We start from the raw sequence: 13,213 nt of genomic DNA, 5'->3' as shown, positions 1-13,213 counted from the left end.
CTGGGCCTCGTCCCCCGTACCGTCCTCGGAGGGTTCGGCCCCGTCACCCACCAGGTCCCGCGCCAGCAGGGTCGCCCCCGCCACCGCGCCCGGCATCAGGAAGACCGCCACCAGCGGGACCAGGAACGCCAGCACCAGCGGCACCCCGAAGCCGAGGGCCGTCGCGCGCCGCCCGCGCAGCAGGGCGAGCTGCTCGTCCAGGTCGACCCGGCGCCGCTGGAGGGCGACGGAGGTCAGCTCCTGGGTGAGGAAGAAGCCGGAGACGCAGAAGCCGATCACCGGGACCACGGTCTGCCCGACCACGGGGATGAACCCGAGGGCGAACAGCAGGATCCCGTACAGCATCACCCGCACCAGGAGCCGCACGCTGTCCCGGGCGGAGATCCACAGGTCCGCCCAGAACGAGCGCCCCGACTCCGGGACATCGCCGCCCTCGGCGCGGTCGACCTGCTCCGAGAGGGACTCGTAGAAGGGCTGCCCGACCAGCAGCGTCACGGCGGTGAAGGTGATCACCGAGAGGAACAGCCCGAGGGAGACCACCAACGCGGTCAGGAAGCCGCGGAAGAGCCCGAGCCAGGGCGAGGACCAGTCCGAGGCGAAGGGCGTGGCCCAGGCGGTGAAGTCGTCGGCCCCGTAGAAGAGGCCGGTCAGCGCCGCTCCGTACAGCAGCAGCGAGACCAGGCCCGGCAGGAGGCCGAAGCCGAGCCAGCGGCCGTGGCCGAACACCCATCTCTGTCCGGCCATCAGGTACCGGAAGCCCCCCGCAAGATCACGCATGGCGCCAGTCTACGGCGAAGGCCGCACCCCCCGAGGGGTGCGGCCTTCGCCGGCTGCGGCGCGGGATCAGGCGACGTTCAGCTCGACCGTGATGTTGCCGCGGGTCGCCTTGGAGTACGGGCAGATCTGGTCGGCCTTCTCGACCAGGTCCTTCGCGACGGCGGCGTCCACGTTCGGGATCGAGGCGGTCAGCTTGACGATGATGCCGAAGCCCTCGTCGTTCTTGCCGATGCCGACCTCGGCGGTCACGGTGGAGCCGCTGACGTCGATGTTCTCGTTGCGGGCCGCGACGCTGAGGGCACCCTGGAAGCAGGCGCTGTAGCCGGCGGCGAACAGCTGCTCCGGGTTGGTGCCGGCGCCGCTGCCGCCGAGCTCCTTCGGCGGGTTCACGACGACGTCGAGCTTGCCGTCGGCGGTGGCGACGCGGCCGTCACGGCCGTTCTCGGCGGTGGCGACGGCCGTGTACGCGACGTCGGACTGGGTGATGGACATGAAAGCGAATCCTCCAGATAGTCGCCGCGACTCGCGCCCACGATCGCGACGGTATGGAGGGAGCCTAACGGGTGAACGTGACGATCATCTTTCCGGTGTTCTCACCGCGCAGCATTCCGAGGAAGGCGTCGGTCGCGTTCTCCACGCCCTCGACCACCGTCTCGTCGTAGCGGAGCTCGCCGGAGGCCAGCCAGCCGGCCACGTCCTTGACGAACCGCGGCTGGAGGGCGGCGTGGTCGCCGACCAGGATGCCCTGGAGGCGCAGGCGCTTGCCGATGACCATCATCAGGTTGCGCGGGCCGGGGGCGGGCTCGGTGTCGTTGTAGCCGGCGATCGCACCGCACAGGGTGGCGCGGCCGTGCACGTTCATGGCGGAGATGGCGGCCTCCAGGTGGTCACCGCCGACGTTGTCGAAGTAGACGTCGACGCCCTCGGGGGCGGCTTCCCTCAGCTGCTCGGCGACGGGGCCGTTCTTGTAGTTGAAGGCGGCGTCGAAGCCGTACTTGTCGGTGAGGAGCCGGACCTTCTCCTCGGAGCCGGCGGAGCCGATCACCCGGGAGGCGCCCTTGATCTTCGCGAACTGGCCGACGAGGCTGCCGACCGCGCCCGCCGCGCCGGAGACGAAGACCGAGTCGCCCTCCTTGAAGGAGGCGACCTCGAAGAGGCCCGCGTAGGCGGTCAGACCCGGCATGCCGAGGACGCCGAGGTAGGCGGAGAGGGGGGCGAGGGAGGCGTCGACCTTGGTGGCGTGCCGCGCGTCGAGCTCGGCGTACTCGCGCCAGCCCAGCATGTGCAGGACGTGGTCGCCGACCTCGAAGCCCTCGGCGGCGGAGGCGACGACCTCGCCGACCGCGCCGCCCTGCATCGGCTCGTCGAGCTGGAAGGGCGGGATGTAGGACTTGGTGTCGTTCATCCGGCCGCGCATGTAGGGGTCCACGGACATGTGGAGGTTGCGGACCAGGATCCGGCCGGCACCGGGCTCGGCGGAGACGGGTACCTCACGGAGGGCGAAGTCCTCGGCCACGGGCCAGCCCTGCGGACGGCGGACGAGGTGCCACTCGCGGCTGACGGCGGGGATCTGAGACATGAGGGACTCCTGAGAGAGATGAGGGGAGGCGAATGCTTCACGACCTGAAACAACCATGCTCCTGGATATTTCATGTTGTCAAGTAAATGGGTACTCTGGTGCCATGCCCAGTCGTCGCGCAGACCCAGTGACCGTCGAGGTCGTCGAGCTCATCGGCGACGTCGTGGCCCGCTACCACATGGAGTACGAGGAGGCGGCCGCCCGCCACCAGCTCACCGGCGCGCAGGCGAAGGTGCTGACGCTGCTGTCCCTGGAGCCGCTGCCCATGCGCCGCATCGCGCAGAAGCTGCGGTGCGAGCCGTCCAACGTCACCGGCATCATCGACCGGCTGGAGACCCGCGGCCTGGTCGAACGCCGTCCGGACCCGGCCGACCGCCGGGTGAAACTGGCCGCGCCCACCGCGGCCGGGACCGAGACGGCGGAGCGGCTGCGGGAGTCGCTGGACTTCGCGCGCGAACCGCTGGCCGGACTCTCCGCCGAGGAGCGCACGGCCCTGCGGGACCTGCTCAGGCGGATGCTGGGCTGACCCCACCCCTGAACGGCCCACCCTTGACCCGGCCCCTGACCGGCCGGCCCGGGCCCGCCCCGCTCAGCAGAAGATCCAGAACACGCACGAGTCGGTCGGCTTCGGCTTCGGCTTGCCCGGCTGGGTTTTCGTGGGGGCCGGCTGCGCCGTGCCGGAGCCACCGGGCGACGGCTTCCCCGTCGCCGACGCCGTCGGCTGTACGGTTGCCCCTCCGCCGGAACCTTTCTGCGAGGGCGTCCCCGTCGGGGCGGAGGCGCTCGCGCTCACCGAGGGCTGCGCGGAGGCGCTCGGGCTCCCGCTGGGCCGGGCCTTCTTCGCCACCCCGGCCGGACCGCCCGCGGGCAGGGCCGAGGGCGCGGCCGGCGCCTCGCTCGGCAGGGCGTCGGGCTGCCGGGGCCCGCCGTCGACGAGCTCCACCCGGTCGGCCCGGTCCGCGCCCCCGTCGTCGCCCGTGATCCGGGCCACGGCGATCGAACCCCCGGTCGCGAGCACCAGCCCCAGGCCGACGGCCAGGGCGGTCCTCCCCCGTCTGCGGCGGGAGGCCGCGCGCCTGCGCGTACCGGCGCGGCCCTCGTGGGGGGCGGTCAGAACGACGAGCGAGTCGGCGAACACCTCGGCCAGCGCGGGCTGCGGCTCCGGGGCCGGGCCCGGAACTCCGGGCGCGGCGACCGCCAGGTGCTCGGCCGGGGTCCCGCACCCGGCGCAGGCGAGCGCGCCGTTGAGGTGCCTCTGACAGGCGGGGCAGAAGTAGTTCATGGGGCCCGCAGGCTACGTGGTCCCCGGCTACGAAGGTGTTCCGGGGGCGTGAGGATCCTGTGTGGAATATTGACCTCCATGGCCGAGACACCCCGCCCGGGGCGCCCGGGAGCCTTCGGGCCGGGCGCCTTCCAGCTGGTGCTGCTGCGCAGGATGGCGGACTTCCAGCCCGGCCTCGCGGAGGAGGCCCGGCTGCGGCTGGGGGCCACCCTCGCCGAGCAGCGGGAGGCCAACCGGCGCTGGCAGGCCATGGTCAGGTCCCCCCGCTCGCGCGGGGCGCTGGCCCGCTACCGGTCGGTGCTCGGGCCTCCCGAGTCGGCCGGGCGGCGCCGGATCGGCGACCTGGAGTGCGAGGCGCTGCTGTGGCCGGTGCCGCTCTGGCCGGAGCTGCGCTTCGAGGTGCTGGCCGCGCCGGACGGGGCGGTGTGGAACGAGTGGCTGGTGCGGGCCCCGGGCGCGCGGGGTCCCGTACTGCGGACGGAGGCGGACCTGGCGCCCTGGGCGGCGACCGTGGACGAGGTGGCCCGGGCCTTCGCGCCGGTCCGGCCGATGGAGGGCACCGCGCCGACGCGCTGGCGGCTGGCCTTCACCGCGTCGGGGCGGCCCCTGGTGGCGGAGTTCACGTACGGGCTGCTCCAGCGGGTGCAGCCGGCGGACGGAACGGCGTAGGGCTTCGGGACTTCAGGAGCGCAGGAAGGCGCGGACCCCGGCGGAGGTGGCCGCGTCACCGAGCAGGGCGTTGTGGTCCAGGCAGCCGACCGCGGTGTTCAGGGCCCCGGTGAGCGGGACGCTGCTGTCGGGGTTGACCACCTCGTCGCAGTCCGACCAGAAGGTCGCGTACTTCACGGCGCCGGGGGTCTCGTCCCCGGCGGCGAGGTTCTTCACCACGTAGGAGCCCGGGGTCATGTCCCGGCACGCCTGGTCCCAGAGGGCGCAGGCCCAGGCGGTGGAGGTGCCGTGGTTGGGGCCGGCCAGGGAGACCCAGTGGCCGACGGTCGCGGCGCCGCCGCCGTACTTGACGTACCAGCGGCTGACGAGCGAGCCGAAGGAGTGGCCGACGAGGTCCACCCGGGCCGCGCCGGTCTGCCGGCGGACCTCGTCCACGTAGGCGGCGAGCCGGCCGGAGAGCACCTCGTTGACGGACTGGTGGGTGTCGTAGCCGAAGGAGAAGAGCTCGGAGTCGGCGTACCCGTCGGCCCGGAGGTCCGCCCGGAGGGAACCCCAGACGCCGGGGTCGGCGTTGTAACCGTGGACGAGGACCACCGGATTGCGGGCGGCGGCCGGCTGCCTCGGGGGCGCGGCCTGGGCCGGGAGGGCGGGGAAGAGGGCGAGGCAGAGGGTCAGGAGCGGCAGAAGCGGCAGGAGCTTCTGGCGGGGTGTCAGCATCGGGTCCCCTTTACCTTGTTACGCGCGGGTAGCGCGGATGGTGCGCGCATGGTGGTGCCTGTCGGTGCAGAAATCCACCCCCGTGCAGCACGCCCGCCCCTTCCGCCACGCCCCGGGCGGAGCATTCCAGCGGGCGGTATGCCCCATTGACCCGAGAAGATATGAAGTATCGACCGGCCTCCGTCGGTCCCTTTCCTACCCCGCGCTCTCGGGAGGACCTGCCGTGACCGTCAGTCTTGAGCAGTTGCGCCGCTGCCACGTCGCCGTCGACCTGGGAGCCGCGAGGACCCGCGTCTACGTGAAGGGCGCCGGCCTCGTGGTCGACGAGCCCAGCGTCGCCGCGGTCAACACCCGCACCGGCGCCCTCATCGCCGTCGGCACCTTCGCCGAACGGATGACGGGCCGCACGCCCGACTACATCCGCGTCGTCCGCCCCGTCTCCGGCGGCACGGTCGTCGACATCGAGATGGCCCAGCGGATGCTGCGTCACCTCCTCGGCGAGAAACTGCGCCGCGCCCTGCGCCGCAAGCCCCGGCTGCGCGCCGCCTGCTGCACCCCGCACGACGCCGACCCGCTGGCCCAGCGCGCGGCCGTCGAGACGATGGTCGGGCTGGGGGCGCGGCGCGTCGAACTGGTCGACACCCTGATCGCGGCGGCCGTCGGCTGCGGCCTGCCGGTGGAGCAGCCGACCGCGACGATGATCATGGTGTGCGGGGCCGCGGCCACCCAGGTGGCGGTCCTCTCCCTCGGGTCGATCGTCACCGCCCAGCGGATCCCCGTCGGCGGCGAGGCCATCGACCACGCCGTGGTCCAGCACCTGCGCCACGCCCACGAGCTGATGCTGCCGAGCCAGGCCGTCCGCCCCCTCCAGCTCGCCCTGCACGGCAACGGCATCACCTCGGAGGGCCCCGCCTCCACCCTGATCCACGGCCGCGACGTGTCCACCGGACTGGCCCGCTCCGTGCACGTGGACACCGCCGCCGTGCGCCACGCCATCCACACCCCGCTGACGGCCGTCCTCGACGGCATCGGCCGCGTGCTGCGCGACTGCCCGCCGGACCTGGTCGCCGACCTGACGGACCGGGGGATCATGATGGTGGGCGGCAGCGCCCTGCTGCCGGGGCTGGACCAGATGCTGCGGGATTCGACCGGGATGCCGGTGGCCATCGCGGAACGGCCCGACGTGTGCGCCGTCATGGGTCTCGGCGCGATGCTCGAAGGGAAGATCGCCCCGATGGTCCTCAACCCGCTGGCTGCATGAGACCGAACCCCACCGACGAGGGCCCGGGCACGGCTGCGGCCGCGGTCCCGGGCCCGGGTGCGGAGCCGGAGCCGGGCGGGGCCACGTCCCGCCTTCCGGTGCTGCTGGACGCCGTCCTCAGCGTCGGCTCGGAGCTGGAGCTCCAGCCCACCCTCCAGCACGTCGTGGACTCCGCGACCGACCTGTGCGGCGCGCGGTACGGCGCCCTCGGGGTGGTCGACCCCGAGCGCGGCCGGCTGACGCAGCTGTTCACCGCCGGGATCACCGAGGCCGAACGCGCCGCGATCCCCCGGCTGCCCGACGGCCGCACCGGCGTGCTCGGCGCGCTGATCACCGAGGCGCGTCCGCTGCGGCTGGACGACCTCACCCGCGACCCCCGCTCGGCCGGCTTCCCGCCCGGGCACCCGCCCATGCGCAGCTTCCTCGGCGTCCCCATCCGGGTGCACACCGAGGTCTTCGGGAACCTCTACCTCACCGAGAAGCGCGGCGGCGGTCCCTTCACCGACGAGGACCTCGCGCTGATGCGGGTGCTGGCCTCGCAGGCCGGGATAGCGATCGGCAACGCGCGGCTGTACGAGACCGCCCGCCGCCGGGAGCGCTGGATCGAGGGCGCGGCCGCCGTGACCACCACCCTGCTGGCGGGGCGGCCGGCGGCCGACGCCCTGATGTGCGTCGCCGAACGGGCCCGGCTGCTGGCGGACGCGGCGGCCGGCGTGGTGCTCCAGCCCACGCCGGAGGGCGGTATGGAGATCGTCGCCGCCTCCACGCACGGGGACCCCGGCGACCTGGTCGGCACGACCATCGCACCCGGATCCCCGGTGCTGGAACAACTGCTCGGCGGTGAACCCGTCTTCATAGAGGACTCCGCGACCGACCCCCGGATGACCACGCACGTGCGCGAGCGCTTCGGCCCGAGCATGATGCTGCCGCTCCAGAGCGGCGGCCAGCTGATCGGCACCCTGGCCCTGCCCCGGGCCCGGGGCGGCCGCCCGTACGACGCCGTGGACCGGCTGCTGGCCTCGCAGTTCGCCTCCCAGGCGGCCCTCGCGCTGGTCCTCGCCGACGCCCAGCACGACCGCGAACAGCTCGCGGTGTACGAGGACCGCGACCGCATCGCCCGCGACCTGCACGACCTGGTGGTCCAGCGGCTGTTCGCGACGGAGATGATGCTGGAGAGCACCCGGCGGCGGTCCTCGAACGCCCCCTCGGGCGACGTGGAGGACGTCGGCGCCGAACTGAGCCGGGCCGTGGACGAGCTGGACTCCACCATCCAGGAGGTCCGCACGGCCATCTTCGCCCTCCAGCAGCCTCCGACGGACGCCCCGGCGACCTTCCGCGGCCGGGTCCTGCGCGAGACCGGCGGGGCCGCCGTCCTGCTGGGCTTCCAGCCGTCGGTCCACTTCGCGGGCGCGGTCGACGCCCTCCTCCCGGACCGCGTCACGGACGCCCTCCTGGCCACCCTCCGCAGCGCCCTGGCAGCGGCCCACCGCCGCAGCGCGGTCACCAGCATCCAGGTCGAGATCGACGCCACCCCCTCCCGCGTCCGCCTCACGGTCTCCGACGACGGCCTCACGGACTCGGGCCCGAGGGGCACGACGGTGACCTGGGAGTCGGGACTGTAGCGGGCGCACCCCACCGCCTACGCTGGCCCGGTGACGACCCGTCTGCCGGCCCGCGCCGCCATCGCCGCCCTCACCGACCCCGGGAGCTTCGAGGAGTTGCCCGCGCCCTGTGCGCAGTACCCCGACGACGACGGCCCCCTCGGCTGGGCCGGGTACGACGCCTCGCTGGCCCGGGCCGGCGCCCGGACCGGGGAGCGGGAGTCCGTCGTCGTGGGGACGGCCCGGGTCGGCGGCCGCGAAGCGGTGCTCGTCTCCTTCGAGTTCGGCTTCCTCGGCGGCAGCCTCGGGCGGCGTACCGGTGACCGGCTGGAGGCCGCGTACGGGCACGCCCGCGAGCGCCGCCTGCCGCTGGTCTCCCTGATCGCCACCGGCGGCTCCCGGATGCAGGAGGGGATGCTCGCGCTGGCGCAGCTCCAGCGGGTGGCCCGCCAGTGCGTGCTGACCCGGGCCGCCGGGCTCCCGCAGATCGCGGTGGTGCGCGATCCCACCACCGGCGGCGGGTGGGCCACCCTGGGGGCGGGGGCCGACGTGGTGCTGGCGCTGCCCGGGGCGCAGGTCGGCTTCGCCGGGTCCCGGGTGCGGCCCGCCGACGCCGACCCGGCGGCCTACACCGCCGAGGGGCAGTACGACGCCGGGCACGTGGACGCCGTCGTCCCCCCGGCGGAGCTCCCCCGCGCGGTCGGGGACTGGCTGCGGGTGCTGGCCGCGCCCCGCGCCGCCTCGCCGGTCGAGCCCCCGGCCGCGCTGGGCGGCGTCACGCCCCCGCTGACCGGCTGGGACGCCGTCCAGCAGGCCCGGCGCCCCGGGCGGCCGCGGGCGCGGGCGTACCTGGACGCGTACTTCGAGCTGCGGCTGCCCCTGCGCGGGGACCGGGCCGGGGCCTTCGACGCCGGGATGCTGTGCGGGTTCGGGCTGCGGGAGGGCCACGCGGTGGCGTACGCCGCCCAGTGCGGCACCGCCACCCGCCCGGCGGGCTACCGTACGGCCGCCCGCGTCATCCGTCTCGCGGACCGGCTCGGCGTCCCGGTCCTCACCCTGGTGGACACCCCCGGCGCGGCCAACGACGCCGCCGCCGAACACGCGGGCGCCGGCCCGGCCATCGCGGACTGCTTCGCGGCGGTGGCGGCGGCCACGGTTCCGGTGACGACCCTGCTGATCGGCGAGGGCGGCTCGGGCGGGGCACTCGCCCTGGCCTCGCCGGGGAACACCTGGGTGACCCCGGACAGCTACTTCTCGGTCATCGCCCCCGAACTGGCGGCGGCCATCCTCAAGCGCCCCGCCGACCAGGCCCCCGCCACGGCGGCCCAGCTCCGCATCCGCCCCCAGGACCTGGTCGCCCTCGGCGTGGCCCGGGGGATGGTCGGGCCGCCCGCCTAGACCGCCCCTGCCCCGCCCCGCCGGGCCGCGTACGCCCGCTCGTCCGCGTCCGCCAGCCAGAACAGGAGCGGCGGGATGAGCACTTCCTGCACGATCAGCACCACCTGGAACCAGTGCGGCCGGCCCTCCACGGCCAGCGACAGCAACCGTCCCACGGTGCCCAGCGCGAACACAGCCGCCAGCCCGCGCACCAGGCGCGCCGGGACGGGATCCTGGCGGGCGGCCCACACCCAGGCCAGCCCGTAACCGGCGAAGAACGCGCCGAGGAACCGGCCCAGGCTGTCCACCGTGGGACCGGCATCGTCCTCGCCCGGAATCGCGACGTTGCCGGCGGCCACGTGCCACAGCCCGATCGCCGTGCACGCGATGCCCATCACCCACGAAAAACCCCGGAGTGCCTTGGCCATAGCTGCACCTCCCCCTTAGTTGACGTGTGTCTACTAAGACTCACCTTAGGGTGCCTTGCTAGACACGTGTCAAGTACTCTGGACGCGTGCCACCCCGCCGACGCCTGACACCCGCCGACCGCCGCGCCCAGCTGCTCGCCGTCGGCGCACGGCTGTTCTCCGCCGCTCCCTACGACGAGGTCCTGATGGAGGACGTCGCCCAGCAGGCAGGCGTCTCCCGCGCCCTGCTCTACCAGCACTTCCCGAGCAAGCACGCTCTCTTCGCGGCGGTCTACCAGCAGGCAGCCGACCGGCTGCTGGAGGCCACCCGGCTCGACCCCGACGCCACGCTCGTCGAGCAGCTGGCGCAGGGGATGGACGCCCACCTCGACTACTTCATCGCCAACCGCCATGCCGTGCTGGCCGCGAACCGGGTGCTCGCGGGGGACCCGGTCATCCACACGATCATGACGAACGAGCTCGACGCCCTCCGCTCGCGCCTGCTCGGCGTACTCCCGCTCGCCGACGGAACCGACGGAACCGGCGGAGCTGACGGAGAGGGCGGCGGCACGCACGCCGCCGTCTCCTCGGCCCTGAGGGCCTGGCTCGTGTTCGTCCAGGTGCTCTGCGTGGACTGGCTCACGCACGAGACCTGCACCCGCGCCGAGCTGCGGGACACCTGTATCGGCGCCGCGGTGGGCGCCCTGCGCGCCCTGCTCCCCGAGGACCCGGCCCCCGACTGGCCGCCGGGCGGCCGCCGGAGCCAGTCGTCCTACGCCTGCGGCGACCGGGAGTCGTAGCGGGCGAACGAGCGCCACCGCGCGGCCAGCAGCCCCAGGACCACCACGCACGCGAGCCCGCCGCCCGTGATGGCGACGGCCGGGGAGGTCAGGTCGCCCACGGCACCGGCCAGGAAGTCCCCGAGCCGGGGCCCGCCCGCGACGACCACGATGAACACGCCCTGGAGCCGCCCGCGCATCCCGTCCGGGGTGGCCGTCTGCATCATCGTGGAGCGGAACACCATCGAGATGGTGTCGGCGCACCCGGCCAGCGCGAGGAACAGCAGCCCCAGCCAGAGGTTGCGCATCAGCCCGAAGACGGCGATGGCCAGCCCCCAGGCGGCGACGGACAGCAGGATCGCCAGCCCGTGCCGCCGGATCCGCCCCTGCCAGCCGGAGAACACCCCGCCGAGCAGCGCACCCACGGCGAGGGCGGCGACGAGCAGGCCGACGGTCTTGGCGTCGCCGCCGTACCAGAGGAGGGCGATGGCCGGGAACAGCGCCTTCGGCTGGGCGAGGACCATCGCGGCCAGGTCGGAGAAGAAGGTCATCCGCAGGTTGGGCGTGGTCGCGAGGAAGCGCAGCCCGTCCATCACCGACGCCCGCCCCGTGCGGCCCTCCGGCAGCATCGCGGGCAGCCGCCACATGGCGTACAGGGCGGCGGAGAAGGTCACGACGTCGATCAGGTAAGCCGCCTGGTAGCCCCACCAGCCGACGATCAGGCCGCCGAGCAGCGGCCCCAGCATGGTCCCGGAGGTCATGGTGACGGAGTTCAGCGCGTTCGCGGCGGGCAGCTGCTCGGGTGGCAGCAGCTTGGGGATCATGGCCGAGCGGGCCGGCCCGTTCAGCGCCCCGCAGACGGCCTGGAGGGCGACGACGGTGTAGAGCAGCCAGACCCGGTGGTAGTCGAGCAGGGCCGCGGCGGCCAGCCCGGCGGACAGCACGGTGAGCCCGCTCTGGCTGTAGAGGCCGAGCTTGCGCCGGTCCACCCGGTCGGCGATGGCCCCGCCGTACAGGCCGAAGGCGACGAGGGGGACGAGCGAGAAGAGCCCGACCAGGCCGACCGAGAAGCTGGAGCCGGTGATCGCGTAGACCTGGAGCGAGATGGCCAGAGCGGTCATGGCCTGGCCCATCCAGGAGATGGTGCCGCCCACCCACAGCCGCCGGTAGTGGGCGGACGTGCGCAGCGGGGTCAGGTCGGCGAATATGCGCCGCTTCGGTCGGGGCGGGGAGGCGGTACCAGTCACACGGGATGGTAACCGGCACGTTCTAGGACGCCCCTGGAGCCGAGGGGACGTTCACCCGCCCCGCACACCCGCGCGACACTCCCGGCCCACCCGGCTCCTGACTTTCACCCTGTGCCCACTTCTGCCGCTAACTCGCCACTATCGCCCGACATTTGACCGGATCGGCCTTGCTCCCGCGCCCCCTCATCGGCCCATGATGAAAGACTCGTATGTCCAGGGAGGCGTAGTGATCGATCCTGGCAACAGCACCACGAGCCCCGGCGACACCGACCCCTCGGGCCTCGCCCTGCGCACCGTGAGCGGTGTCACCACCCCCCTCACCATGGGGGTCGAGGAGGAGTTCCTGCTCGTCGACGAGCGCACCCTGCGGGTGGTCCCGGCCGCCCCGCTCGTCCTCGCCACCGCCGCCGGGCTCCCCCAGCAGCTGCACCCCGAGGGGACCCGGTACCAGGTGGAGATCTCCACCCCGGTCGCCGACTCGGCGATCACCCTGCGCGAGGAGCTCGCCGCCCTGCGGCGGACCCTCGCCGCGGCGGCCCGCGCGCACGGCTGCCGGCTGCTGGCGGCCCCCTCGCCCGTCGTGGCCGTCGAAGGGCCGCTGCACCTGACCGACGACGAGCCCCGCCAGCGCGAGCAGCACCGCCGGTTCGGGGCGCTGACCGACACCCTGGTCAGCTGCGGCCGCCACATCCACATCGGCACCCTCGACGTGGACACGGCCGTGGCGGTGTCCAACCGGGTCCGGCCCTGGCTGCCCACGCTGATCGCACTGGCGGCCAACTCCCCCTTCTGGGGCGGCCGCGACACCGGCCACTCCAGCTGGCGGGCGATGGCCTGGGCGGGCTGGCCCTCGGCGGGCCCGCCCCCGCACTTCCCGTCCACGGCCCACTTCCGGCGCTCGGTACAGACCCTGCTCGGCTCCGGGGCCGCCCTGGACACCAAGATGGTCTACTGGGACCTCCGCCCCTCGGGGAACTGGCCGACGCTCGAAATCCGGGCGCCCGACATGTCCCCCGACATCGACACGGCCGTACTCCAGGCCGAGCTGGGCCGGGCCCTGGTCTCCTCGGCGCTGCGCGACATCGCGGAGCAGCGTCCCGACCGGCCGATACGGGACGACGTGCTGCGCCTCGCCCGCTGGCGGGCGGCCCACGACGGCCTGGAGGGCTTCGGTCTGGACCCGTACACGGGCGCCGAACTCCCGGCGGCCGACCTGGCGGAGGCCCTGCTCGACCTGGTCGCCCCGGACCTGGCCGCCGCCGGCGACCTCGACCACGCGGCCAAGACCCTGGCCGGCCTCCTCCGCGACGGCTCGGGCGCCCACCGCCAGCGCATGGCCTTCGCCCGCCGCCAGGATCTGACGGACGTACTGCGCCACCTCACGGACGAAACGGAGGACTTCTAGCCGGTCACCCCCTCCCCCGGGGACCGGAAGCCGCAGGTGCACGAGGTCCCGTATCCGCTGCTCGCAGGGGGGCGGGTGGGGCGGCCCCGGACCGGGGCACGGTGCCCCGCCC

The 13,213-nt window shown here is 74.1% G+C and carries 13 protein-coding genes and 1 pseudogene; 7 read left to right on the top strand and 7 right to left on the bottom strand.

Annotation, left to right across the window (positions count from 1 at the left end; genetic code table 11):
• Positions 1-51: 51 nt before the first annotated feature.
• From ABZ716_RS03170 to ABZ716_RS03160, 3 genes and pseudogenes are all read right to left on the bottom strand, one after another.
• Positions 52-777, bottom strand: a pseudogene (locus tag ABZ716_RS03170) (EI24 domain-containing protein); the annotation flags it as partial.
• 66 nt (positions 778-843) lie between these two features.
• Positions 844-1,269, bottom strand: a complete 426-nt coding sequence (locus ABZ716_RS03165; RefSeq protein WP_351889217.1) for an organic hydroperoxide resistance protein — start codon at positions 1,267-1,269, stop codon at positions 844-846.
• 64 nt (positions 1,270-1,333) lie between these two features.
• Positions 1,334-2,356, bottom strand: a complete 1,023-nt coding sequence (locus ABZ716_RS03160) for an NADP-dependent oxidoreductase (RefSeq protein ID WP_351889219.1) — start codon at positions 2,354-2,356, stop codon at positions 1,334-1,336.
• A 103-nt stretch (positions 2,357-2,459) separates the two neighbouring features.
• On the opposite strand from ABZ716_RS03160, the gene ABZ716_RS03155 reads away from it, so the two are divergent.
• Entirely contained in the window at positions 2,460-2,882 is a 423-nt protein-coding gene (locus ABZ716_RS03155; RefSeq protein WP_355971133.1) for a MarR family transcriptional regulator, read from the top strand.
• Between the two features lie 63 nt (positions 2,883-2,945).
• On the opposite strand, the gene ABZ716_RS03150 is transcribed toward ABZ716_RS03155, so the two are convergent.
• Positions 2,946-3,638 (bottom strand): hypothetical protein, encoded by a 693-nt coding sequence (locus ABZ716_RS03150; protein WP_358956111.1) that lies wholly within the window; start codon positions 3,636-3,638, stop codon positions 2,946-2,948.
• A gap of 78 nt (positions 3,639-3,716) precedes the next feature.
• Here ABZ716_RS03150 and ABZ716_RS03145 point away from each other — a divergent pair, with 78 nt between their 5' ends.
• On the top strand, positions 3,717-4,307 hold the full coding sequence (locus ABZ716_RS03145; RefSeq protein WP_358956109.1) for a hypothetical protein: 591 nt from the start codon (positions 3,717-3,719) through the stop codon (positions 4,305-4,307).
• Between the two features lie 12 nt (positions 4,308-4,319).
• On the opposite strand, the gene ABZ716_RS03140 is transcribed toward ABZ716_RS03145, so the two are convergent.
• The gene (locus ABZ716_RS03140; RefSeq protein WP_358956107.1) at positions 4,320-5,024 is read right to left on the bottom strand and encodes an alpha/beta fold hydrolase; all 705 of its coding nucleotides are present in this window, start codon (positions 5,022-5,024) and stop codon (positions 4,320-4,322) included.
• Between the two features lie 223 nt (positions 5,025-5,247).
• Between ABZ716_RS03140 and ABZ716_RS03135 the strand changes: the two genes are divergently transcribed.
• Genes ABZ716_RS03135 through ABZ716_RS03125 form a run of 3 tightly spaced genes read left to right on the top strand, consistent with a single transcriptional unit; the run spans position 5,248 to position 9,284 of the window.
• Positions 5,248-6,285, top strand: a complete 1,038-nt coding sequence (locus ABZ716_RS03135) for a rod shape-determining protein (protein ID WP_358809913.1) — start codon at positions 5,248-5,250, stop codon at positions 6,283-6,285.
• A complete protein-coding gene (locus ABZ716_RS03130) occupies positions 6,282-7,907 on the top strand; it encodes a GAF domain-containing protein (protein ID WP_358956104.1) in 1,626 nt (541 codons plus the stop codon). The genes ABZ716_RS03135 and ABZ716_RS03130 overlap by 4 nt, the downstream gene beginning before the upstream one ends.
• A gap of 30 nt (positions 7,908-7,937) precedes the next feature.
• On the top strand, positions 7,938-9,284 hold the full coding sequence (locus tag ABZ716_RS03125) for a carboxyl transferase domain-containing protein (protein ID WP_358956102.1): 1,347 nt from the start codon (positions 7,938-7,940) through the stop codon (positions 9,282-9,284).
• Here ABZ716_RS03125 and ABZ716_RS03120 read toward each other — a convergent pair.
• Positions 9,281-9,691 (bottom strand): DUF4345 domain-containing protein, encoded by a 411-nt coding sequence (locus ABZ716_RS03120; RefSeq protein WP_358956099.1) that lies wholly within the window; start codon positions 9,689-9,691, stop codon positions 9,281-9,283. The genes ABZ716_RS03125 and ABZ716_RS03120 overlap by 4 nt on opposite strands.
• An 86-nt stretch (positions 9,692-9,777) precedes the next feature.
• Here ABZ716_RS03120 and ABZ716_RS03115 point away from each other — a divergent pair, with 86 nt between their 5' ends.
• Positions 9,778-10,470, top strand: a complete 693-nt coding sequence (locus tag ABZ716_RS03115; RefSeq protein WP_358956096.1) for a TetR/AcrR family transcriptional regulator — start codon at positions 9,778-9,780, stop codon at positions 10,468-10,470.
• Here the strand turns inward: ABZ716_RS03115 and ABZ716_RS03110 are convergent.
• Positions 10,443-11,696: an MFS transporter gene (locus ABZ716_RS03110; RefSeq protein WP_358809918.1), complete on the bottom strand. Its 1,254-nt coding sequence runs from the start codon at positions 11,694-11,696 to the stop codon at positions 10,443-10,445. The genes ABZ716_RS03115 and ABZ716_RS03110 overlap by 28 nt on opposite strands.
• 226 nt (positions 11,697-11,922) lie before the next feature.
• Between ABZ716_RS03110 and ABZ716_RS03105 the strand changes: the two genes are divergently transcribed.
• Positions 11,923-13,101 carry a glutamate--cysteine ligase gene (locus ABZ716_RS03105; protein WP_358809919.1) on the top strand — a complete coding sequence of 393 codons (1,179 nt, stop codon included), beginning with the start codon at positions 11,923-11,925 and terminating at the stop codon, positions 13,099-13,101.
• The last annotated feature ends 112 nt before the right edge of the window (positions 13,102-13,213 follow it).

It is taken from the genome of Streptomyces sp. NPDC006687 (assembly GCF_040636215.1).
Taxonomy (GTDB): Bacteria; Actinomycetota; Actinomycetes; order Streptomycetales; family Streptomycetaceae; genus Streptomyces.
This window is presented reverse-complemented; position numbering and strand designations above follow the sequence as displayed.